This window comes from Burkholderia plantarii (assembly GCF_001411805.1).
In the GTDB taxonomy this organism is placed as follows: domain Bacteria; phylum Pseudomonadota; class Gammaproteobacteria; order Burkholderiales; family Burkholderiaceae; genus Burkholderia; species Burkholderia plantarii.
Window position 1 is genome coordinate 2240622 of the sequence record NZ_CP007212.1, and the last position, 21825, is coordinate 2262446.

Sequence of the window (21825 nt, forward strand, 5' to 3'; positions counted from 1 at the left end):
AGCGATCACTATAAATTTCATGGCTACGACATGGCAAGGAATTTTTGTAGTGGTCACTAATTTAAATGACAAGGCACGCCCCGGGCGTGGACGGCCGCGCGGATTCGACCCCGAGGCGGCACTGGTGGTCGGCCAGCGCATGTTCCATGAGGCCGGCTACGAAGCGGTGGGCCTCAGCGCGCTGACCGATGCGCTCGGCATCAAGCCGCCGAGCTTCTACACGGCGTTCGGCAGCAAGGCCGCGTTCTTCCGGCGCGTGCTGGAGCGCTACGCGCGCACCGAGCTGACGCTGGCCGAGATCCTGCGGCCCGGCCGGCCGCCCGCCGAGGCGCTGGCGGACCTGATCGGGCGCGCGGCATGCACCTACGCGCGCGATCCCGAGCGCACCGGCTGCCTCGTGCTGGAAGCCGCGCGAGGCGGAGAGACGAGCGAGAGTGCCGCACTCGCACGCGAGGTCGCCGAATCACGGCGCGCGCAGGTCCGCGCGTTCGTCGAGGCGACGCATCCGGCGTTGGCAGGTGTCGCGACCGACTATGTCTCGGTCGTGATGTCGGGGCTGTCGGGCTGTGCGCGCGAAGGGATGGATGAGGCCCGGCTCGGTGCGGTTGCGCGGGCGGCCGCGGAGGGTTTGTATCGGTTGCTGGCGTAATGGTGCGGCCGCAACGCGGGGTGGGTCGGGAGCGGCGTCGCCGGGCCGTCGCGACGGGATGCCGTTGCGACTGTCGGTTGGCGCGGTAGCGGTTTGATTCGGGCCGGCTCGCGGCTGCGGCGAACGCGCGACGGGATCGCCGCGCTAGCGTTGCGGTGCCCGCGCCCGGGGCGCTCGCGGTCGCCGCGGTTTCGCTGCGACGGGCCGCCTCGCTTGCGCGTCCTGCGCGTCCTGCGCTTCCTGTTTCAACCAGTCGCGCAGCGTGGCCAGGCCCTCCGCCTGCCGGCCGCGCAGCGTGCAAAACGCAAACGCGCCGCCGCAGGCCACGAAGCCGAGCGGCGCGACGAGCCGGCCGCCCACGATCTCGCGTTCCACCAGCAGCGCCGGCGCCACGGCCACGCCGAGCCGCGCGGCGGCCGCCTCCAGCATCAGCGACAGATGATCGAACTGGCGCCCGCCGTCGAAGCCGGTCGCATCGAGCCCCTGCGCCGCGGCCCACTCGCGCCACGCCTGCGGATGCGAGCGCGTGTGCAGCAGCGCCTGCCCCACCAGCCGGCGCGGTGCATCGAGGCGATGCGGCCAGTCCGGCGCGCACACCGGACCGATCCGCTCCTCCAGCAGCGCCGTCACCTCGAATTGGCGCGGCCAGTCGCGACCGCTGACGATCAACGCGTCCACCGCCTGCGATTGCAGGTCCGCGAGCGCCGCGCTCGTCTGCAGGCGCACGCGGATCGCCGGATACGCAGCCTCGAAGCGCTCGAAGCGCGGAATCAGCCAGTTCGCGAGGAAGCTGCCGGGCGCGCCGAGCACGATTTCGGCGAACGCGGCGCGTCCGGCGATCTCCGCGCAGCGGCTTTCGAGCGTGCCGAGCGCATGACCGGCCGCGTCATGCAGGCTCTCGCCCGCCGCGGTCAGCCGCACGCCGGCCGCGTGGCGCACGAACAGCCGTTTGCCGAACCAGTCCTCGAGCACGCGGATCTGGTGGCTGACGGCGCCGTGCGTCACGCACAGTTCGTCGGCCGCCGCGGAAAAGCTCGACCGGCGGGCGGCCACATCGAAGACACGCAGGGCATTGAGCGGAGGCAGGCGGCGCATGATCGGGGACGGAGCTTGGAGCGGACATCAGGGACGTGAATTTTTCTAACGGCATTCTGCGAGAAATCCTAGCTATTGAAAAGGCTGTCAGTTCCATAGACTGCAAAACCATTCAATAGCCACTGCTGCCCTGAAGGAATCTCCGATGATGTCGACCCGCCTCGCCCCGCTGCTTCCGTTCGTCGTCGTCGCGCTGACCATGTGGGCGACGCCGGGGCCGAACAACATGATGCTGATGTACTCGGGCGCCCGTTTCGGCCTCGCGCGAACGCTGCCGCAACTGCTCGGCATCCTGACCGGCACGCTGCTGCTGAGCGCGATCGGCATCCTGGCGCTCGCGCCCGTCATCGACGCATGGCCGCGCGGCGTGCTGCTGCTGAAGCTGGCAGGCACGGTGTGGCTGCTGCGAATCGGCTGGCGGATGGCGCGCGCGAGCCTCGGCACCGGCCCTTCGGACGATACGCGGCCGATGCGCTTCATGGCCGCCTTGCTGTTCCAGTTCGCCAACCCGAAAGCCGTGACCGCCACCATCGCGCTCGCCTCGCTGGTGCTGGTGCCGGCACGCAGCCACCCGTGGCTGCCGGCGGCCGTGTTGCTGCTGGTGCCGCCGTTGTGCCTGCTCGCCAACGGCCCATGGGCGCTTGCGGGACGCAGCCTGCGCGGCGTCCTGTCGACGCCGCTGCGCTGGCGGCTCTATGCGATCACTACCGGCGCGGTGACGGCGGGTTGCACCGTGTTTCTGTGGACCTGAGCGGCGGGCGGCGCCGGGTGGACCATGCGGGCGGGATTGGCCGCCTGTGGTTTGCCGCCTGGTTTGCCGCCTGCTCCGGCGCGATTCACCATGCACCAGACCACGGCCTGACTGGATCGCCTCCACGCATCGAATCGGCATGACGCCGGCCCGATCTGTCGAGCGGGTGCCCCGCTTGCCGCCGCCCGCCAAACCGCCCGCCAAACATCAGGCCGCCGCTTCGCCCTCACGCGCACGCAGTGCCGACTCGCGGCGCCGCAAGCGCGCCGCCACCACGCACGACACCACCGCAAGGACGGCCCCCGCGAGAAATCCCCCGCCATAACCCAGGTTCGCCGTCAGCGTCAGCATCATCGACGAAGCGATCATCTCGCCGAGATCACGCGTGCTCTGCACCGCGGTGACGTCGGTACCGGCCTGATCGCCATGGCCGGCAAAGCTCATGCCGGCGGTCATGATCGCCACCGACGTGATGCCCGTGGCGAGCGAACCGAGCAAGGTGCAGGCCCAGGCCAGATGCACCGTGGCCGGCAGCCAGCCGCCGGCCTGCGCGCCCCACAGCAGCGCGCCCACCCCGGCCAGGCTGACGCCGACCATGAACGCGCGCCATTGCCCCAGACCTCGGACCAGCCACGCGCCGCCGCCGCAGCCGAGCACGACCGTCACCACGCCGCCCGCCATGCCCAGTCGGCCGATCGCATCGAGCGACCAGCCGGCGTCGTTCAGAAACAGCTTCGAGAGCCCGAAGCCGGATACCGCCGTCATTGCCGACAGCAGCGCGAGCAGCAGCAACGACAACGAGAATGGACGCTTCGCGAAACGCAGCAGGCTGGCATGAGACCTTTCCCCATCGGGCAGCCTGGCGGTGCCGCCCGGCAGCAGGCCGATCACGCATGCGAGGCTAGCGAGCGGCACGCAGGCCAGCAGCAGGAACGCGACGCGTTGCCCCACCATCCCGCTCAGGATCAGCGTGCCGGCGCCTCCGGCGAAAAAGCCGACCATCACTCCCCCCACCTGGATCGCGTTGATCCTGGCCAGCGCGGCACCGCGAAAATGCTCGGCCGCCATGCCGTCGTTCGCGATGTCCTGGGTCGCGCTGGCGAGCGAGGCGAGCGCCAGCAGTCCCACCGCGAGCCCCGCGGTCGCGACCGACATCTGCACCCAGGCCAGGCCGAGCAGGCACAGCACGACGAGGATCTGCATCGGCAGCAGCCAGCTGCGACGCGGCCCGATGCGCGCCGACCAGTGATTGTCGACGAACGGCGCCCACAGAAACTTGACGACCCAGGGCAAGCCGACGAGCGGCAGGAACGCGAGCGCATGGAGCGGCGCCCCGTCATGCCGCAGCAGGGTTGGCATCGCATCCATCGCGATGCCGATGGGGATGCCTTGCGACAGGTACAGCACGGTGATGGTGATCACCAGACGACGATGAGGATAAAGATCGCGCACCGCGGCCTCCGGTTGCCTGAAAGTGAGTGAGGGATGCCGGTCATCGCCCGGCGGCGCGCACCGGCGCGTCGCCGGGCGGCCATATGGCCAGCGCCAGCAGCAAACCGCCGCCGCCCGCGAGCACGGCGTCGACGTTCCAGAAATAGGGATGGCCCGTGTCGCGCACCGTGATGAACAGGTGCAGGAGACCGGCAAGCAGATAGGCGGCCCCGGCGGCTGCGCTCAGGCAGCGTCCGACCGGCAGCCGGCGCGGCGCGAGCCACGCGCACGCCACGCTGCCGCCCCAGAGGTACCAGGGCAGGCGCTGCAGGAAAGCGTCGTCGCGCGCGCCGGCCGGCAACAGGCGGCCGGCCAGCAGCGATAATCCGGCCGCCAGCACGAGGCCGCCGCACACCCCGGTGACCGATGCGGCGAGCCCGCGCGCGCGCCAGCCGCCCGAGCGGCCCTGCCGCCGCCGAGCGCGCAGATACAGCCCGCTCACGCAAAGCCCGCAGGCACCGATCGCCGTCAGGAAATGCAGCGCCCGCAGTTCGCCGGCGATGCGCGGCACCCAGCCGTACCGCGCGAAATGCAGCGGCTGCATCGCAACGAACGCGCGCAGCCAGAAGCCGCGCCCGCGCACGGTGCGCCGGGCCAGCGGGAAGCCATCGGCCGCGCGATACAGGTGTCGCTCGAACAGCGCGGTGCTCGCCAGGCCCGAAGTGATGCCGGCGATCTCGACACTGGCCGCCGCGTCGCCCCAGTGATGCAGCGTCACGATTTCAGGGCGAAAACCGGGCGAGCGCCGCGCATCGAGCCGCAGGATCGATTCGACGTCCGGTGGGTGCTGCCAGACAACCTGCATGGCGGCCGGTGGCGGCGGCCCCGTCAGTTCGGCGAACGCCTGTTTCGGATGACCGGGATACGCGGCGGAGGCGAGCGCCACGATGCCGAGCGCCCCCAGGCCCGAGAAGGCGCCCGTGAAACCGAACAGGACGAGCCACGGCAAACTCCACAGGCCGACGAACGCGTGCAGGTCGAACAGCAGGAGATGCCGCCCGCGGTCGTAGCGGATTCTGGCCGCGCCGGGCCAGCGCCGTCGATGCACGACGATCCCCGCGATCACGAGCAGCAACAGCACGATGCCCCACAGGCTGACGACAATGCGGCCCGGGAAACCCGCGAACAATGTCTTGTGCAGCGTGACGAGCCACTGCCCGCGTACCGCTCCGGTGGCCGCCGCCTGTCCGGTGGCGGGATCGAGCACGAGCGAGCGTGGCGCGTGCGCGGCACGAAACCGGACCGCCGGATCGGCCGGCCGCGGCAACGTGATCCGTGCGTCGCGCAGGTCGAAGCCCTGCGCCGATGCGGTGCCGATCAGCCGGTTCAGCGGCGGCACGCCGGCGCTGTCCGACAGCGCGGCGCGGCGCCACCAGCCCGCCATCGACTCCTGCGCGAGACTCCAGGTGCCACTGAACAGGATCACGAACAGCACCACGCCGGCCAGCAAGCCGGCACCGCGGTGAACGTCGCGCCAGCGGTCGCGCAAAGGCACCAGCATCTCAGGACGCTCCCCATAAGATCACGCACGGTGTGAGAACCACCAGCCACGCCAGCGAGCGCCAGCCCAGCTGGCGCCAGCCCGGCGCAAGCAGCGCCCAGGTGAGCACCGCCACGCAGGCGACCAGTGCCACGAAGATCGCGGCAAACAGCCGGGTCAGGCCATCCGGCGACGGATAATGCCGGGCCAGCGTCACGGCCAGCTCCACCGCACCGAGCGCGGCTCCGCCGGCCGCGACGCAGGCCCGCCATGGCCACGCGTATCGCATCAATAGGTGCCGCGCACGGTCAGCATGACACTGCGCGGCTCTCCATAGCGGTTATTCCAGCCAACGTTGCTGAGGCTCTGGTAATAGGTCCGATCGAACAGGTTGTTGACGTTGAGCGCGGCCTGCCAGTATCGATTGAGGCGATAACCGAGTTGCAGGCTCGCCAGCGCATAGCCGCCCTGCCGCAGCGTCGTGCCGCCCGATATCACTGAATAACTGCTCTGCGCCTGCACGCCGCCGCCGATACTCCAGCGCCGCTCCTGCCACGGCAGAGCGTAGTGCGTCCACAGCCGGAACAGGTGGTGCGGGCTGAACGATCCGAATTGCCCGACACTGGCGCTGTTACTCGGGTAAGTGGTGGAATCGAACGTATAGCTCGCCCATACGCTCCACCACGGTGTGATGTGGCCGTTGGCTTCGAACTCGAAGCCCTGGCTGCGCGCGCTGCCGGCGTTGACGTAGTAACAGCTCGCGCCGGCGCAGGGATAAGCCGGATCGACCTGCGGATTGTTGGCGAGATCGATGCGGAACACGGCGAACGACAGGTTGAGCTTGCCGCCGGCCAACTGACCCTTGACCCCGGTCTCGTAGGTCTTGCCCTTGGTCGGTTCGAGGATGTCGCCGCTCGCGGTCAGTTTCGTTTGCGGTTGGAACACTTCCGCGTAACTCGCATACCACGACCAGTCGCTCGCGAAATCCCAGATCAGGCCGCCATACGGCGTGAACTGGCCGCCCGGGTTGTAGTGAGCGGTGAGATTGTTCTGGCTCCACCAGCTGTAGCGGCCGCCGAGCACGAGCGTCAGCGGCTTCGCGAGCTTGATCCGGCCGAGCCCGTAGAGGCCTTCCTGCGAGATGCTGGTCTGGCTCGTCTGCCGATAAGGCCCGACGCCAGGCTCCGGCACGCTGTCCGGATCCCATCGATAGACATTCACCGGCGTCCCCATGCCGCTCAGCAACGGCGCGGCCAGCTGCCCGCCGGTGCTGTTCGCCCAGGTCACGCCGAACAGCAACTGATGCTCGAGGCCGAACAGATGCACCGGGCCCTGAACGTTCGCGTCGATGCTGCGGCTGTAGCTGCTGAACTGGTAGGCTCCGCCCGTCAAGGCCCCGCCCGCGCCCGTGACCGGATCGACCGCGCCGAACGAACCGGCGTATTTGAGGTCGGCCGTCGCCGCCTGATATTCTCCGCTCAGCTTGGCCCGCCAGCCGTTGCCGAGCTTCTGCTCGAGCGAACCGAACGCTCGCGTGGTATCCCAGTTTTCATCGTCCCAGGCGGCGTCGAGATAGGTCGAGCGCGGCAGGCCGAGACTCCTGCCGTCGCGCGTCATCGGCACGCCCGACATGTCGGGCACCGCGCGAATCGTCTGGTATTGCGCTCCCAGGGTCAGCAGCGTGTCGCGCGTCAGATCGGCCTCGGCCACGCCGTAGATCGAGCGCGTGCCCTGCCTGGCATGGTCATAGAAGAAATGCCGATCCTCATAGGCCGCGACGATCCGCGCCCGCAACGTGCGCGCCGCGTTGAGCGGCCCGCCGATATCCGCTTCGCCGCGGTAGCGGTCCCAGCTGCCGAAGCTCGCCGATGCGTTCGCGCTGAAGTGATACTGCGGCCGCTTGCGCACGAGATTGACGGTTGCGGCCGGATTGCCGGAGCCATGCAGCAGACCGTCGGCACCGCGCAGGATCTCGACGCGCTCGAATACCGACATGTCCTGCGGCGAACTCGCCGTATCGCCGATCACGACCGGCACGCCGTCTAGCTCGAACGAATCGACCTTGAAACCGCGCACAAAATAGGCCGTGGTCAGTTGCACGTAGGGCTGCACCGTCACGCCAGCCGACTGCTGCATCACCTCGTCGAGGCTGAACAGGTTCTGCTGCTCCATGCGCTCACGCGTCGTGACGCTGACCGACTGCGGAATCTCGCGCAATTCGAGCGGCATCTTGCCGAGCGTGGCCACCGACGGATCAATGTCATGCGTCTTCGCCGCCTTCACCTCGATGGCCGGCAGCGCCTTCGCTTTCGTCGAACGGGAGCTTGCCGGGTGCTTCGTATCGTCGGCCCACGGCGCTTCCGCAAACGCGGAGGCCCAAGGCTGGGCCGCCAGCAGCAGCCCGACATACAACGATGATCGCCAGCGTGCGTGCCTGAATCGTGGCGCGCTCGCGCCCCGTGACGACACGCTCGTTCTTGTAGCTTGATGCACCATATGCGCCCTCTTATTTGATAGTAGTTCTTATTATCAATTTAACCAGGCAAGCTATTTTTCGGTCTTCGGCGTTTCTCTATCGATCTCCGGCACCAGCGAATTTTTGCTTCACGGATTCGCGCCCGATGCGAGATCAGGGCCGCCTGCGGATTCGTCGCGTGCGAAGGCCCGGTACCAGGCATCGGCCGCGCGCAGCTGCCGATGCGAGCCTTGTGCCCGCACCCGGCCTGCGTCGAGCACGACGATCCGGTCCGCTTCCCGCGCCAACATCGGACTATGCGTCACGACGATGCAGGAGCGGCGCACGCGCATCGCGACAAGGCTGTCCCTCACCCGGCGCGTACTCAGTTCGTCGAGATTCGCCGTCGGCTCGTCGAGCAGCAGCACCGGCGCCGGCGACAGCATCGCGCGCGCGATCGCGAGCCGCTGCAATTCGCCGCCCGAGAACGTCACGTCGCGGCCGTACACGCTGTCGTAGCCACGCGGCAACGCGGCGATCCGCGCGTCGATGCAGGCTTGACGCGCCACGACGCGGATCGCATCGAGCGGCGCCCGCGGCCGATGCAGCGCGATATTGGCGGCCAGCGACAGGTCGAGCGCCGCCGCGTGCTCGAACACCACGGCCACCTGTGCGTGCAGGACCTCGCCCGGCAGCGCGCGCAACTCGACGCCGCCCAGGCGGATCGAGCCATGGTCCGGGTCCATGAAGCGCGCCAGCAGCATCAGCAAGGTGCTCTTTCCCGCGCCGGACGGCCCGACGATGGCCGTCGTCACGCCGGCCTCGATGCGTGCGTCGATACCATCGAGGATCGTAGTGCCGTCGATTGAGACAGTCGTGCCCGTGATGTCGATCGACGCGTCGCGCGGTGCCTGCGCCGAGCTTCCCTCCGGCAACGCCGGCAGCGCGAACAGCTCGGCCAGGCGCCGCGCGGCGGCCCGCGCCTCGCGCAGTGCGTCGGCGCCATGACCCAATGCGCGTGCCGGCGCCGCGATCGCCCAGACGAGCAGCACGAAGGTAGCGAGCGGAGCGACGGTCAACGGCCCGCGCGCGAACCACACCGCGCCGCATACGACCCACGCAAGCGGGAACGGCGTGCCCAGCAGCACCTGCGTCAGCGCGCTCCATCTGCCGATTCGGCCGACCAACGTCATGAACGCCTGCTCGAAACGCGCCACGGCGTCGAGCGCCGCCACCTCGATACCGGCGGCCGGATACCGGCGCACCAGCACGGGATGCCGCGCCAGTTCGGCATAGTCGCCCATCAGCCGTTCGAGCGCAGCATCGCGCTGCGCGAACACCGGCCCGTAATGCGCCGAGCGCAACCAGTGGAAGATGCCGACTGCCGCCAGCAGCGGCACCAGCGTCCACACGAACAGAATCGCATCGAGCCGGACGAGCCAGGCGCAGGCGGCGAGCGGCACCACGATCAGGCGCGTCAGGTCGGTCGGCGCATGCGCCACCAGTTGATGCAGGGCGCGGACGTCCCGATCGACATAACGTGCCACGCGGTCGCGGCCCATCTGCACGAACCAGCCGAGCGGCAGCCGCTGCATATGATCGGCCAGCTGCCGCCGCAGCCGCGCGCCCAGATCGGCATCGACACGATGCGTCAGATGCTGCGCGAGTGTCTGGCCGACCATTCAGGTCACGCTGGCGACCACGGCCGCGCCCAGCCAGCCGGCGACGCCGCGCTCCGCGCCGGTATGCGTCTGCCAGCGGCCGGCAATCTGCCCCAGCGCCACCCACGGCACCATCGATGCGATCCCGGCCAGTGCCTGCAGGCCGATCGCCGCCGCGAGCGGCAGCAGAAACGGCCACAAGATCTGATGCAGTGGCGGCGTCATTCCGCCGGCTCCAGTGTGTGTTCGAGCGCCTGTTCCAACGCTTCGCCGGGCAGGTCGTGAAGCGGCTGCGCCGGAAAACCGAGCACGCCGGTCAGGCGCTGCCACAGCCGCGTGACTTCGGTGCTGCGCTGGTTAGCGGCCGCCAGGCCGTGGCCCGTGACGAGCGGCGCCAGCGCGCGTACCGCCGCCTGCGGCCAGACCGTCGCATGGATGTGTTCCCAGCCCGGCGGCCTCGCCTCGTAGAGCTGGACGCTCGGCAAGCCGGAAACGCCGGCGGCGCCATCAAAGATCGGGAAGAGCCCCCGCGCATCGGTGCCGGGCGCGCGGATCGCCGGCTCCCACAGCAGCGGGCCGTGCGGCGACGCCAGCGTCCATGTGCCGCCATCGACCTGCAGCGCGATCCGAAACAGCAGTTGCATGCGGCCGTCATCGCCGGCCGCCATTTCGTTGTGGACGCGCAGCGAAACAGGCGTTTCCACCAGCATCATCGAACACGCCCGCATCGACGACCGGCCGGCCCGCTCCGGCTCGATCGACCATGGCCCTACACCTTCGAGCATGCCGGCGAGCACCTCCAGCAACGCATAGCCGAGCTGCACCGAGCAGGTCGCATCGACATGCACGGCGCCGCGCTGCCGGCCGAGCCGTCGCGCGACGTCGATGAACTTCGCGACGACGGGCAGGTTCGGATAGAAACCGTTCAGCAGGCAGCGCCGCCGATGACGTCCGGCCTCGCGCAGCAGGTCGTCCCATTGGACCGGCAACAGCGGATGCTCGATCAGCACGTCGATGCCGCGCATCATCAGGCGGCGCGCCAGCTCGCCGCCCGCGGCGCCGCGCGCCGCGCCGCCCACGGCCACGCACGCCAGCCGTACATCGTCCGGCAGCGCCTCCGGAGTTTCGTACAACGGCACGCCGACCTTGGCCGCCAGCGCCGCGGAGCGCGCGCCGCCGTTGGCGAGGATGCCGGCCAGCCGATAATCGCCGGACCCGGCGAGGCCCGCCGCATAGAATTGTCCGAAGCGGGAACCGGCCACCACGACCGGCAACGCGTCCCTGCTCATCGCTGCCTCCCCAGATGATTCGTGACGAATGTGTCGTTCAGGCAATCGAAATGCCCTCCCGGTAGATCGATCAACGCGACCTTGCCGAGCGCCTGCGTTTGCCAATAGTCGAGCAGCACCGCGCGCTGCTGCGGAATCAACGGATTGCAGCGCTCGGGCACGAACAGCCGCAGGCCCGCCACGTAAGGCGCCGTTGCGGCCCAATGGCTCGCCGCGACCGAATGCGAGAACACCCGGTACAGCGGCTCGCGTTGCGCGACGAGCGACTCGTCTTGCGGCCCGTCTTGCGTGCTGTCCGGCGGCAATCCGGCCGCCGCGCGCAGCACACCGGTACGCACGGCGTCGAGCGGCGGGCAGGTGTCGCCGAACATTCCGAGCTGTGCCTCGAGGGCGCCCGCCGCCAGACGCGTGCCGTCGGCCTTCAACGCCTCCGCCAACGCGTCGGCCAGCAGATCGATGGGCGGATAGCCGAACGGCTCGGCCGACAGGCCGAGTGTCTTCGCGTAGTTGAACAGGATCAACCGCTCGTCCTCGATCAGATACGGAATGCGATAACTCGACACGATATCGAGCGAACGCACCGTCACGCCGAGTTGCAGCAGTGCTTTCGCCATCTCGATCGCGATCAGGCCGCCCGAGCAGTAGCCGAGCAGATCGACCTCATCCAAGCCCTCGCGTGCCAGGGCCCGGGCATAGCGGGCGCCGAGCGTCGCGTTCACATGGCGCGCCGGAATCGCGAGATAGTCGTCGGTGTCATCCACGGCGAAGCCGAGTAGCGGCCCGAGTGTCGAGAGCGCCGGCATGACGCGCCGATAGGCGTGAAGCGTGCCGAGCCCTTCGTGGACCAGCACGCGCGGCACGCCTTCCCCCGCTGCGATGCGGATCGGTTCCACGCGGCGTCGGCGCAGCGCCGGCCGACCGGCGCTGGGGCTCGCGGGCTCGCCCTCACCGGCTCCGCCTTGTTCCGCTTCCTCTGTCGCTATTGTTTCGAGTCGCGGGGCTTGCGCCTCCCCCACGCCGTCGCAGTTGCGCAGAAAGGCGGCGACGGCTGCCGGGGTCGGCCGGTTCAGCGCGCAACGCAACAGGCGATCGAAAGAATGGGCGCGTGCCAGCGGCTCGTCGGCGCGCAAACGCCCGATCAGTTGAGCAATCAGCAGCGAATCGCCGCCTGCGGCGAAGAAATCCTGTTCGGCCGTGACGCCCTGGATATCGAGCACGGCTCCCCATAGCGCGATCAGGCGCGCTTCGAGGGCATCCGCGGCAACAGCGTGTACGACGGCGCGAGCCACCGCCGGCGGCGCCTGAATCGACGCGATCGCCCCTAGACGGCGGCGGTCGATCTTGCCGTTGGCGGTGGTAGGCAGTCGCTCCAGCACGCCGATTCGCGCAGGCAGCATGTAGGCGGGCAGACGTTGCGCCATGAACGCCCGCAGTTCGTCGGGCGCGATCCGCACCGCGCCGGCCCTCACGCGCGCGACAAACACCTCGTAGCCGAGCGCGCGCAGCGGATCGTCCGGCCCGGTGCAGCCCGTCGCGCAATCCGCCGCCTCGCGTCGCAGCCCGGCGAGCCATGGCTCGCGATGCACGAACAGCTGCCCGAGCGCGGCGCGCGCGTCGTCGGGCGGCGCCATCATCAACGCCTGGCTGACGCTGATTTCCGGATGCTCGCAGGTCAGCTCCTGAATCACCCACCACGCGTCAGCCCCCGACATCTCGCGCATGCCGTCGAGCAGCGCAACCGTATCCCGCGCGTTGTTGAGCGCGCCGGAGCTGATCACGATGTCGAGGGAGTGCGGGGCGATGCCCTGCTCCTCGAAGCGGGCGTTCATGTCGAAACGCGCGAAGCGCACCCAAGGGCAGGCGGCGAAGCGCTCACGCGCCGCGGCCAGGAAATAGCTCGACACGTCGGTGAACAGATAGTCGATGCCGATGCCCGCCTGCACCAGCGGGGCCAGTGCATCGACGATCACGCGCGTCGCCGCGGCGGTGCCGGCGCCGATCTCGAGCACGTGCCAGACCCGCCGCGGCTCGCGCTCGACGATGCGGCGCACAGCTTCGGCCATGCCGCGATGCAGCGCCTGCGCATGCAGGCCCGCGCTATACATCGCCTCCGCGATATGCGTCGTACCTTGCGGGAACATCAGCGCGGCGGGCGAGACGCGCTCGCCCAGCTGCTCGCCGAGGCAAGCCGCGCTACGACGAAAGTATTCGATCAGGTCAGGCGGCCAGAGGCTGGCCGGTGCGTCGCTCGCGAAGCGGTCCCATTGCGCGTCGGCCCCGGCCGTCGGCGCGTCGGGGCGGGCCTGCCACACGCCCGACGGCAGCGCATCCAGATATCCATGGTCCTGCAGCAGCGCGAGCCAATGCCGCAACAGGTGCTGCCGTCCGGCAGGTACGGCAAGCCGCGCGCAAAGCGCCGGAAAATCGACAGGCTCGCGCATCTCGCCGATCCAGATCGCGAGCGAGGCCACGCAGGCCGCCTCGAGCCGGGCCACCGACTCGCGTATCTGCGGCAACGCCGGCCATGCCTCGGAGGCCCACACCGCGGACACGCGATCGGCCACGTCGTTCAGCGCTTCGGCATGATCGCAGTGTTCGGGTGCCGTGCCGCCGAGCGTGACGAAGCTGACCAGATGCCGTTGCTGCGCGTCACCGTGTACGACGGTAGCCGCGGCGCTCACGAGCGGATGGGCAGTCAGCACCGCGTCGATCTCAGCCAGCTCGATGCGATAGCCGCGAATCTTGACCTGATCGTCCTGACGGCCGAGGAATTCGATCAAGCCGTCGGCCCGATAGCGCCCGAGGTCGCCGGTACGATAGCGTCGCCCGCCGGCCGCATCGCGGACGAAGCACTCGGCGGTCCGACCCGGGTCGTTCAGGTAACCGTCGGCCAGCCCCACGCCGCCAATATAAATTTGGCCGCGCACCTCGGCCGGACAGCGACGGCCGAGCGCATCGAGCACTTCGACGGTCTGCCCCGCCAGCGCCCGGCCGTAGGGAATGCTCGCAAGCTGCGTGTCATCGCGGCGAATCCGGTGCTCGATCGACCAGATCGCCGCCTCGGTCGCACCACCCAGGCTGAACAGCTCGCTCTGCGGCCAGCGCCGCCACCAGCGCAGCGGCAGGCTCACTGGAATCCAGTCACCCGACCACAGCACGCAGCGCGGCCCGGGTACCCGCCGATCCGGTTCGCTCTCCAGGTAATCGGTCAGCATCTGCCCTTGCGCGGGCACCGAGTTCCATACGGTCACGCCATGGCACGTCATCAATTCTGCCCAATGCGACGGATCGTTATGGCGCGACGGATCGGGCAGCACGACGCGCGCGCCCTGTGCCATCGCACCGAACAAGTCGTAGACGGACAGGTCGAAGCTCAGCTCCGCGAGGCCCAACACCACATCGTCGGGACCGATTTCGTGGCGATGGTTGATGTCATCGAGCGTATTGCAGACAGCCGCGTGGCTCAGCATCACCCCCTTGGGCTCGCCGGTGGACCCCGACGTGTAGATGACGTAGGCCAGCGCATCACCGCCGACGGGACGCGCGGCACGGGGCGGCCAGCCGGGATCCGCGCCGAGCCTGTCGATGTCGATGCGCACGGCGGCCCCCACCTCGCAGGCCTGCGTCGTGTCGGTCACAATCGCCCGCACCTGCGCGCTTTCCAGAATTGCCTGCTGCCGCAGGGCCGGCTGACGGACGTCGATCGGCACGTAGGCGGCGCCGGCCTGCACGATACCGAGCACCGCCACGGCCTGCCCAATGCCCTTCGGCAACAGCACGGCCACCCGGTCTCCCGCGTCGACGCCAGCGCGCTCGAGCGCATCGCGCAGCGCGACCGCCCGCTGCGCGATCGTGCGATAGCTGTGGGAGCCGGCCTGATCGACGATCGCAGTCGCCTGCGGCGTGGACAGCGCCCGGGCCGCGAAACCGGCCGCCAGATGCGCGTCGGGCTTCGTGGTCACCGGTGGCGGCTCGGCCTCAGCCATCGTCGGCAGCACCAGATCGCCGCGCCGCGTCCACCATGAATCGTCGCTCGCGAGGCGTCCGAGCAGCGCCACGAACGCATCGAACATCGCTTCGGGCATGCCGGCGGGAAACAGCGCCTCGCGCACGTCCCAGCCGATTTCGAGGCCACCGAACTGATCTGTGACCTGACAGTCGAGCCAGACCTGGGGCGTCTGGCTGATCATGTCGAGCGGCCGGTCGAGCCGCGCGCCCTGGCCGTCGAGCAATCGCCCGACACTGCCGATTCCGCTCGTGAACACGACCGGCATCAGATCGGTGCCCTTGCCTCGCCGCCGGGCAAGCTCGCGCATCACGTCGATTCCAGTGAAACCGCGATGCTCGAGATCGTCGAACATCTGCGCCCCGATGCGCCGCGCGCGTTCCGTGAAGTCGCCGCCTTGCGTGACGTCCACGGCGAGCAGGCTCAACGCCGTGAAGTCACCGAGGACTTCGCCGATACGTGGATGCACGTCGGGGCGACTCAGTACCGTGAGATTCAGGCAGAACGCGGGCGTCTGGCTCCAGCGCCCGACGACTTCCGCGAAGGCGGCCAGCGCGACGCCGGCCGGACTCAGGCCGCGCTGGCTCGCCGTCGCGCACAGCGCGCCCCAGGAGCCGTCGCCGAGCCGGGCATGAAGGTGCGTGAAACGCGGCGACACCGGGGTGGCCGGCGCCGGCACGACCGGCAGGTCGGGGCGCCCCGGCAGCGCTTCGAGACGCGCCAGCCACCATGCCCGATCCTGCGCGTGCCGGTTGCGATCGCGGGCGCGCGCCTCGTTGACGACGTAATCGCGAAACGTGACGTCGAGCGCGTCCGGCTTCCAATGCGGCTCGTCGTAGCGGCGGCGCCATTCGCTCAACAGCAGTTGCAGGCTCGCGTAATCGATCAGTGTGAAATCCACCGACATGTGCAGGACCGCGTGGGTCCGGCCGAAGCTCAGCTCCGGCCGTAGCACCGGCCAGCGGTCGAGCGCGTGGACCGCATGATCGAGCCGGCTTCGCACGGCGGCCAGATGGGCCGCGAAGCACGCGTCATCGGCCTCGCGCAGTTCATGCACAACCAGCGATTGCCATGGCACGTCCGGCAACACGCGCTGCCATGCGCTGCCCTCGACAATGGCGCGCAGCATCGGATGCCGCGCGACGCAGGCGCTCCAGGCCGCCTCGAAGCGCGCGACGTCGAGCGAAGCCGGCAGCGGATACTCGACGTAGAGATGGCAGGCGTTGCCGCCGAACTCGAACGCGGGATTGCGGCCGAGCACATAGGCGGCCTGCACCGGCGTCAGGGCAAACCGCTCGTGGGCCTTCGCCGGATCCGGCTGCCAGACATCCTCGGAAAGAAAATCGATCAGCGCGCGCCGCCGGGTGCGGATCGTCTCGGCCAGCGCCGTATCCAGCGAGCCGGCCGGCGCGCGGTAATGCAACCGGCCACCTTCGCTCCAGAGTTCGATCTGCCGCTCGCGACACAGCTCGAGCACGTCTTCGAGATTCATAGCACGCCCTCTTCGAGCCCCGCGCCATCCGGGCCGGCGTTGGCCGAGGCGGCCAGCCTGACCGCCATGCCCGACAGCGTCGGCCGGCGATAGAACTCGGCCATGCCGATCCGCACCCCGAGCCGCTCGTGCAGTCGCGCGATGAAGCGCGTGGCAAGCAGGCTGTCGCCACCGAGCGAAAAGAAGCTGGCCTCGCTCGCGTTGCCCGGATGCCCGAGCGCCTGTTCCCAACACGCCAGCAGCGACACCTCCCGCTCGTTGGCCGGAACGAAGGCCGCGCTCGACGAACGTGATTCGCCATCCGCTCGCTGCATCGCGTCCGCGATCGCGCGCCGGTCGATCTTGCCGTTCGGGTTGAGCGGCCAGCACCGCCGACACCAGATCGGCTCGGGGCGCATGGCTTCGGGCAACCGGTCGCGCAGCCACTCGGCGAGCCGCGACTCGGTCAGCTTCGTCCCGCCGGCCCGTGCAACGATCAGGAAGAACGCCGGGTCGTGCCAGCTGTCGGGTGCCAGCACGAAACCGTGGCGCCGCGCCGCGGCCGATATTTCGTCCCACAAGGCAAAGCGCGGCGCCGCATCGGAGAACAATCCGGCACTGACCTGACGCAGCGGCGAATCGCGCATCAGGTCCGCCAGCAACAGGAAGCCGCCTTCGGCCAGCAGCATGGCGCTTTGCCAGAACAGGTCATCGAGGCTCTCGCGGGTATGCGCGGCGGCGAAGCTGACGACGCAATCGAACTGCCCGAGATAGCGCAGCGGCAGCAGGCCGCCCTCCAGCGCTTGCAGTGCGGGCGTGGACCGCGTGAAGCGAGCCGCCGCCTCACGCAGCAGCCCGGCCGAAGAATCGAACAAGGTGGTTCGCACGCCTGGATCGTCAAGCATGGCCAGGCCTGGCGAAAGCATCTGACCGCCGCGAACGTCGAGCACGGCCACGCTCGACGGTTTGCCCGCCCCGATCTGCCGGGCCAGCGCGCGGCCGATCTGCGTGATCGCGAGCCGACCGCCCGGCAGTTGCAGTGCCATCGCCTGAGGGGCAAGCCGCGCGTCGAGCAGCAGGCGCTGCGCACCGGCGGCGTCGCCGATCACATCGAGCAGCGCCGGGACGAGGTCCGCCAGCGATTCGCGCGACCATCCCAGCCGCGACAGCGCATCGTCAAGCGCCGTCGGTACCGCCGCGCGCGCGTCGGCAAGCCAGGCACTCCAGCGCGCGCGCAGCGCGGCCGGCACCACCGACTCGGGTTGTGCCAGCAACTGCGTCAACACGAACCCGGTTACGGCAGCCTCGGCGCCGGCGGTGTCGGGCAGCCTGGCCAGCGCCACTTCGGCCGGCTGCTCGCCGCCGGCCTGCGGCTGCGCAGTAGCCGGCACGAGCGAGGCGATCACGCGCGCGATCTCGCCCGGCGACACGGCTGCGCAAGCGCTCTCCACATCGGGATGCTCGGCCAGCGCCACTTCGATTTCACCGAGCTCGATCCGATGCCCCCGGATCTTGACCTGCAGGTCGGCGCGACCGAGCAATTCCAGCGTGCCGTCCGACCAGTAACGCCCGCGATCGCCGGTGTGATACCAGCGGCCGTGTGGCGTCGATTCGAAGCGGCGCGCCGTCAGCTCGGAATCGTTGCGATATCCGCGCGCAAGGCTGCCGCCGCCGATCAACAGTTCGCCTGCGACGTGATCGGGCAGGTCGTTGCCGTGGCCGTCCACCACGCGATAGGCCTGCCCCGGCAACGGCGCGCCGTAAGGAATCGAGCGCCAGTGGTCGGGCTGGGTCGCGCCGACGGCTTGGAGATTCGACCAGATGCCGGCCTCCGTCGCGCCGCCGAGCGCATGCACGACGCAGTGGTCGCCGGCATGGGCGCGCAGCCGCGCCGGCAAGTCGGTGGCGATCCAGTCTCCCGACAGCAACACGGCGCGCAAGCCACGAAAACCGTCTCCCGCGCGATGCGCGGCAAGCGCCATCTCAAGCAACGCGGGCGCCGAGTTCCAGACCGTCACCTCGTGGCGCGCCAGCAGTTCGATCCAGCGCCGTGCATCGCGCCCCTCGTCCTGCTCCGGGATCACCAGGCTGCCGCCCGCCCCGAGCACACCGAACAGATCGAATACCGACAGATCGAAATCGAGCGCGGACACCGCGAGCAGCCGGTCGTCAGCCGTCAAGCCCACGCATCGCGCGACGGCGTCGATCGTGTTCATCGCCGCGCCGTGCGACATCTCCACGCCTTTCGGCACGCCCGTCGACCCGGACGTGTAGATCACGTACGCGGTGTGCCGCGGCGAGACGGCGAGCGGCGCGGGCAACGGATCGACCTCGCTCAGCCGCGCGACGTCGAGGCAGCGCAATCCGTCGATGGCCGCCGTCGCGCCGATCACGGCCCGCACGCCCGCGGCCCGCTCGATCAGGGCCTTGCGCGCAACCGGCTGCCCGACGTCGAGCGGGACGTAGCAGGCGCCGAGCGCGAGTACGCCGAGGACCGCCGCGATCTGCTCCGGGCCACGCGGCAGGCTGACCTCCACCGCGTCACCGAGGCCGATGCCCGCCGCCTTCAGCCCGCCTGCGATCGCGAGCGCGCGGGCCGCCAGCTCGCCCCGCGTGACGACATGCTCGCCATGGCGCAGCGCGATCGCGTCGGGCCGGCGGTGCGCCTGCCGAAAGACATCGTGATGCAGCGTGCGCGGTGCCGGTGAAAACGCGGCCGAATTCGCCGCGTCCCGCCGGCGCTGCTGATCGAGCGGCAACGGCAGCGCGGCCGGGGATTGCCAGTCGCGATCGCACAGCCCCTGCACCAGTTCCAGATAGGCATCGAACATCGCATCGATCACGCCCGGCGCGAACAGGCCGTCCACGCTGTCCCACGCCAGCAGCACGCCATCGGTCACGCGGTACAACTGGTGGTCGAGCCACACCTGGGGCGTCTGCGAAATCATCTCGTGCAGATCGCCGAAGATGCACCCGAACTCGGCCGGAACGAACGTATCGCCGCCGAGGTTATTGGAAAACACCACCGGCGCGGCGCGTGGCATGCCCTGCCGGCGCGCCTCGCGCAGCACGTCGAGCGCCGGATACGCGGCATGCGCGATCGCATCATGCATACGGCGCTGGAAACCGCGCACGGCGTCGACAAAGCAGACGGCCGGCTCGACCCGGCACTCGACCAGCAACAGCGTCGTGAAATCGGCGACCATCGCGGCGAGATCGGCTTCGTCGCCATGCCGGTCGAACAGCGGGACGTTCAACAGAAACGTGTCCTGCGCGCTCCAGCGCGCGAGCACGAACGAAAACGCGCACCCGAACACCGAGGAAAGCGTCACGCCATGCCGCGCTGCCGCTTGCCGCAGCCGTTCGAGTTCGGGATGACTGAGCGTGAACGCGCGGCGCACGAAGCGCGGCGCGCGGATGGTCTCGGGCGCGCAGGCGAGCGGCAACATCGGGGCACCGGGCAGCTGTGGCAGCCGTTCGCGCCAGTACGCGTGCGCTTCGTCGCGAGCCACCCGGGACAGGCGTTGGCGTCGCGCAAGATAGGCCGGAAACGAGGTTGACGGCTCGGCCGGCAATGACGCCGGATCGGCATAGGCGAGCCCGATCTCCTTCATCACGAGCCGAACGCTGTCGACGTCGGCCGCCAGCAAGTCGAGGCTCAGCCACACCCGATCGCTGCCGTCAGGCATTGCCGCCAGCCCGACGAGGAACACCTGACCTCGCTCGACCGCAAGACGTTCGTGCGACCGTTGCGCAAGCAACTCGGCCCACGCCGCCTCGGCCGCCTCGGGCGTGTCGCCGCGCCAGTCGCGATGATCGAATACCGGCACGTCTGGCTCGTCGACGATCTGCTGCCGTCCCGCCTCGAAGCGTGCGCGCAACATCGGATGACGTCGGCGCACCAGCCGGCATGCCGCTTCGAGTCGCTCGGCGTCGATCGCCCGGCAGCGGAATTCGATGAAGATGTGGCAAGCGACGTTGCCAAGCACCTGCTCGTCGCCGCGACCAAGCCAATAGGCCTGCTGCACGGCGGACAGATCGAACGGCGCATGGATGTCCACGGCGGGATCGGTGTCGAGTCCCGGATCGAGTCCCGCAGCGTCCCGGCCATCGCACGCCTCCACCGCGCCGCGCCGCGCGGGCGACTCGGCGACCAGCGCACGCCAGGCCGCCAGGCTGGGATGGCGCGCCAGGTCGGCAAACGTCAGCGCATGCCCCGCGCGGTTGACGCTCGCCAGCAGCGACATCAGCCGGATCGAATCGAGCCCGCATCCGAGCAGGTTTTCGTCGTCGTCGAGCGCCGTGATGTCGTCGACCGACTCGCCCAGCAACTCGGCCAGCCGCTCGACGAACCATCGGCGGGACAGGTTTCCCGAGAGCCGTGAATCGATAGCGGATGCGCGCATCGGAACCCCTCGCATGAGATCGGCATGAATGTTCCCGCCTGGAAAATTGCGGTAACGACAGATGAAAATCTATCGCATCCGCCGTCATGCGCCGCGTCGATTGCTTTCGGCTGCCGGTGTGTTGCTTTCGATTCCAGGGCGTCACCCGCCAGGCTCGTCACGCGCGCTCGACGACGCGCGGATCTCCCTCGGCGAAACGCCGTAGCGCTTGCGAAACGCCACCGAAAAATGCGCCGGGCTGTAGCCCACCCGGTACGCGACGGTCGATACGTTGGAATCCTCGTCGCAGAGCATGCCGTGCGCCTTCTTCAATCTGCATTCCTGAAGGTAGGCATGAACGCTGGTGCCGAACACCTTGCGAAACCCGGCCGTCAGCTTGCGCGGATTCAGGCCCACCCGCGTCGCCAGCGCGTCGAGCGTCGGCGGGCGCTCCAGATCGTGCGTGAGGATCTCGCTTGCCGCGTGAATCCGTTCGACGTCCGACGACGTGACCCGCACGCCGGCCGGCAACGACTCGCGCCGCGTCGCCATCAGCTGCACGCCGAGCGCCATCAGCTCGAGCGCCTTGCCCTTCAGGTAGTAGGCGCGCACGGCGCCCTCGAATTGACAGGTCGCGATCTGCGCGGCCAGCGCCTGCAAGGCCTTCGATGCCGGGCAGCTCATCATGCGCGGCCCGCCCGCCGCCGGACGCGGATGCGCCGGCAGCAGGCCGACATCCTGCCCGAGCGTCTCGATGCCGAACTGCACGATCGTGTAGCGCAGCGGTGCGTCGCGGCAATGGAGCTGCTCGGTGGTGCGCCCGGCGTCGTTGACGATGAGGTACAGACTCGGCCCGCTCAGGCAGTGTTCGGGCTGGCCCGGCACGCGGCAACACAGGCGTCCGCTTTGCACGAGCACCAGCTTGAGCCCCTGCTCGAGCGGCCCTTCGTGCCAGCCGGGACTCGCGGTATCGACGGTACCGCTGAGCAGCGTCATGCCGGCGTCGACATGCATGAGGTCGGGACGGCTGCCGGGCAACGGCGCCGGATCGATTCGGGACGGGACGAACGGGATCGAGGTCATCAAGATGGT

Annotated in this window: 11 protein-coding genes and 1 pseudogene; 2 read left to right on the forward strand and 10 right to left on the reverse strand. The window is 69.3% G+C overall.

Annotation, left to right across the window (positions count from 1 at the left end; translation table 11 throughout):
• The first annotated feature begins 49 nt into the window (after nucleotides 1–49).
• Nucleotides 50–649 carry a TetR/AcrR family transcriptional regulator gene (locus bpln_RS09600; protein WP_208459475.1) on the forward strand — a complete coding sequence of 200 codons (600 nt, stop codon included), beginning with the start codon at nucleotides 50–52 and terminating at the stop codon, nucleotides 647–649.
• Nucleotides 650–793: 144 nt separating this feature from the next.
• Here the strand turns inward: bpln_RS09600 and bpln_RS09605 are convergent, their stop codons facing one another.
• Complete coding sequence (locus tag bpln_RS09605) at nucleotides 794–1744, reverse strand: LysR substrate-binding domain-containing protein (RefSeq protein ID WP_082465249.1); 951 nt, start codon at nucleotides 1742–1744, stop codon at nucleotides 794–796.
• A gap of 145 nt (nucleotides 1745–1889) precedes the next feature.
• Here bpln_RS09605 and bpln_RS09610 point away from each other — a divergent pair, with 145 nt between their 5' ends.
• The gene (locus bpln_RS09610; RefSeq protein ID WP_208459476.1) at nucleotides 1890–2495 is read left to right on the forward strand and encodes a LysE family translocator; all 606 of its coding nucleotides are present in this window, start codon (nucleotides 1890–1892) and stop codon (nucleotides 2493–2495) included.
• A gap of 207 nt (nucleotides 2496–2702) precedes the next feature.
• On the opposite strand, the gene bpln_RS09615 is transcribed toward bpln_RS09610, so the two are convergent.
• The 9 genes and pseudogenes from bpln_RS09615 to bpln_RS09655 form a co-directional block, all read right to left on the reverse strand.
• A complete protein-coding gene (locus bpln_RS09615) occupies nucleotides 2703–3947 on the reverse strand; it encodes a RhtX/FptX family siderophore transporter (RefSeq protein WP_055138682.1) in 1245 nt (414 codons plus the stop codon).
• A gap of 40 nt (nucleotides 3948–3987) precedes the next feature.
• Nucleotides 3988–5487, reverse strand: a complete 1500-nt coding sequence (locus bpln_RS09620) for a PepSY-associated TM helix domain-containing protein (protein WP_055138683.1) — start codon at nucleotides 5485–5487, stop codon at nucleotides 3988–3990.
• Nucleotide 5488: 1 nt separating this feature from the next.
• On the reverse strand, nucleotides 5489–5755 hold the full coding sequence (locus bpln_RS09625; protein WP_055138684.1) for a hypothetical protein: 267 nt from the start codon (nucleotides 5753–5755) through the stop codon (nucleotides 5489–5491).
• On the reverse strand, nucleotides 5755–7962 hold the full coding sequence (locus tag bpln_RS09630) for a TonB-dependent siderophore receptor (RefSeq protein ID WP_055138685.1): 2208 nt from the start codon (nucleotides 7960–7962) through the stop codon (nucleotides 5755–5757). The genes bpln_RS09625 and bpln_RS09630 overlap by 1 nt, the downstream gene beginning before the upstream one ends.
• Nucleotides 7963–8070: 108 nt before the next feature.
• A pseudogene (locus tag bpln_RS09635) lies at nucleotides 8071–9807 on the reverse strand (ABC transporter ATP-binding protein).
• Nucleotides 9804–10871, reverse strand: coding sequence for a Gfo/Idh/MocA family oxidoreductase (locus tag bpln_RS09640; protein WP_055138686.1), 1068 nt, complete (start codon nucleotides 10869–10871; stop codon nucleotides 9804–9806). The pseudogene bpln_RS09635 and the gene bpln_RS09640 overlap by 4 nt, the downstream one beginning before the upstream one ends.
• Nucleotides 10868–16369, reverse strand: coding sequence for a non-ribosomal peptide synthetase (locus bpln_RS09645; protein ID WP_055138687.1), 5502 nt, complete (start codon nucleotides 16367–16369; stop codon nucleotides 10868–10870). The genes bpln_RS09640 and bpln_RS09645 overlap by 4 nt, the downstream gene beginning before the upstream one ends.
• Entirely contained in the window at nucleotides 16366–20754 is a 4389-nt protein-coding gene (locus bpln_RS09650; protein WP_055138688.1) for a non-ribosomal peptide synthetase, read from the reverse strand. The genes bpln_RS09645 and bpln_RS09650 overlap by 4 nt, the downstream gene beginning before the upstream one ends.
• Nucleotides 20755–20895: 141 nt before the next feature.
• Nucleotides 20896–21816 carry a helix-turn-helix transcriptional regulator gene (locus bpln_RS09655; protein WP_055138689.1) on the reverse strand — a complete coding sequence of 307 codons (921 nt, stop codon included), beginning with the start codon at nucleotides 21814–21816 and terminating at the stop codon, nucleotides 20896–20898.
• Nucleotides 21817–21825: the final 9 nt, after the last annotated feature.

Coding starts and splice junctions, on each gene's coding strand:
- bpln_RS09640 (WP_055138686.1), bottom strand. CDS start 10,871: ATGAGCAGGGACGCGTTGCCGGTCGTGGTGGCCGGTTCCCGCTTCGGA.
- bpln_RS09605 (WP_082465249.1), bottom strand. CDS start 1,744: ATGCGCCGCCTGCCTCCGCTCAATGCCCTGCGTGTCTTCGATGTGGCC.
- bpln_RS09610 (WP_208459476.1), top strand. CDS start 1,890: ATGATGTCGACCCGCCTCGCCCCGCTGCTTCCGTTCGTCGTCGTCGCG.
- bpln_RS09625 (WP_055138684.1), bottom strand. CDS start 5,755: ATGCGATACGCGTGGCCATGGCGGGCCTGCGTCGCGGCCGGCGGAGCC.
- bpln_RS09655 (WP_055138689.1), bottom strand. CDS start 21,816: ATGACCTCGATCCCGTTCGTCCCGTCCCGAATCGATCCGGCGCCGTTG.
- bpln_RS09645 (WP_055138687.1), bottom strand. CDS start 16,369: ATGAATCTCGAAGACGTGCTCGAGCTGTGTCGCGAGCGGCAGATCGAA.
- bpln_RS09650 (WP_055138688.1), bottom strand. CDS start 20,754: ATGCGCGCATCCGCTATCGATTCACGGCTCTCGGGAAACCTGTCCCGC.
- bpln_RS09620 (WP_055138683.1), bottom strand. CDS start 5,487: ATGCTGGTGCCTTTGCGCGACCGCTGGCGCGACGTTCACCGCGGTGCC.
- bpln_RS09630 (WP_055138685.1), bottom strand. CDS start 7,962: ATGGTGCATCAAGCTACAAGAACGAGCGTGTCGTCACGGGGCGCGAGC.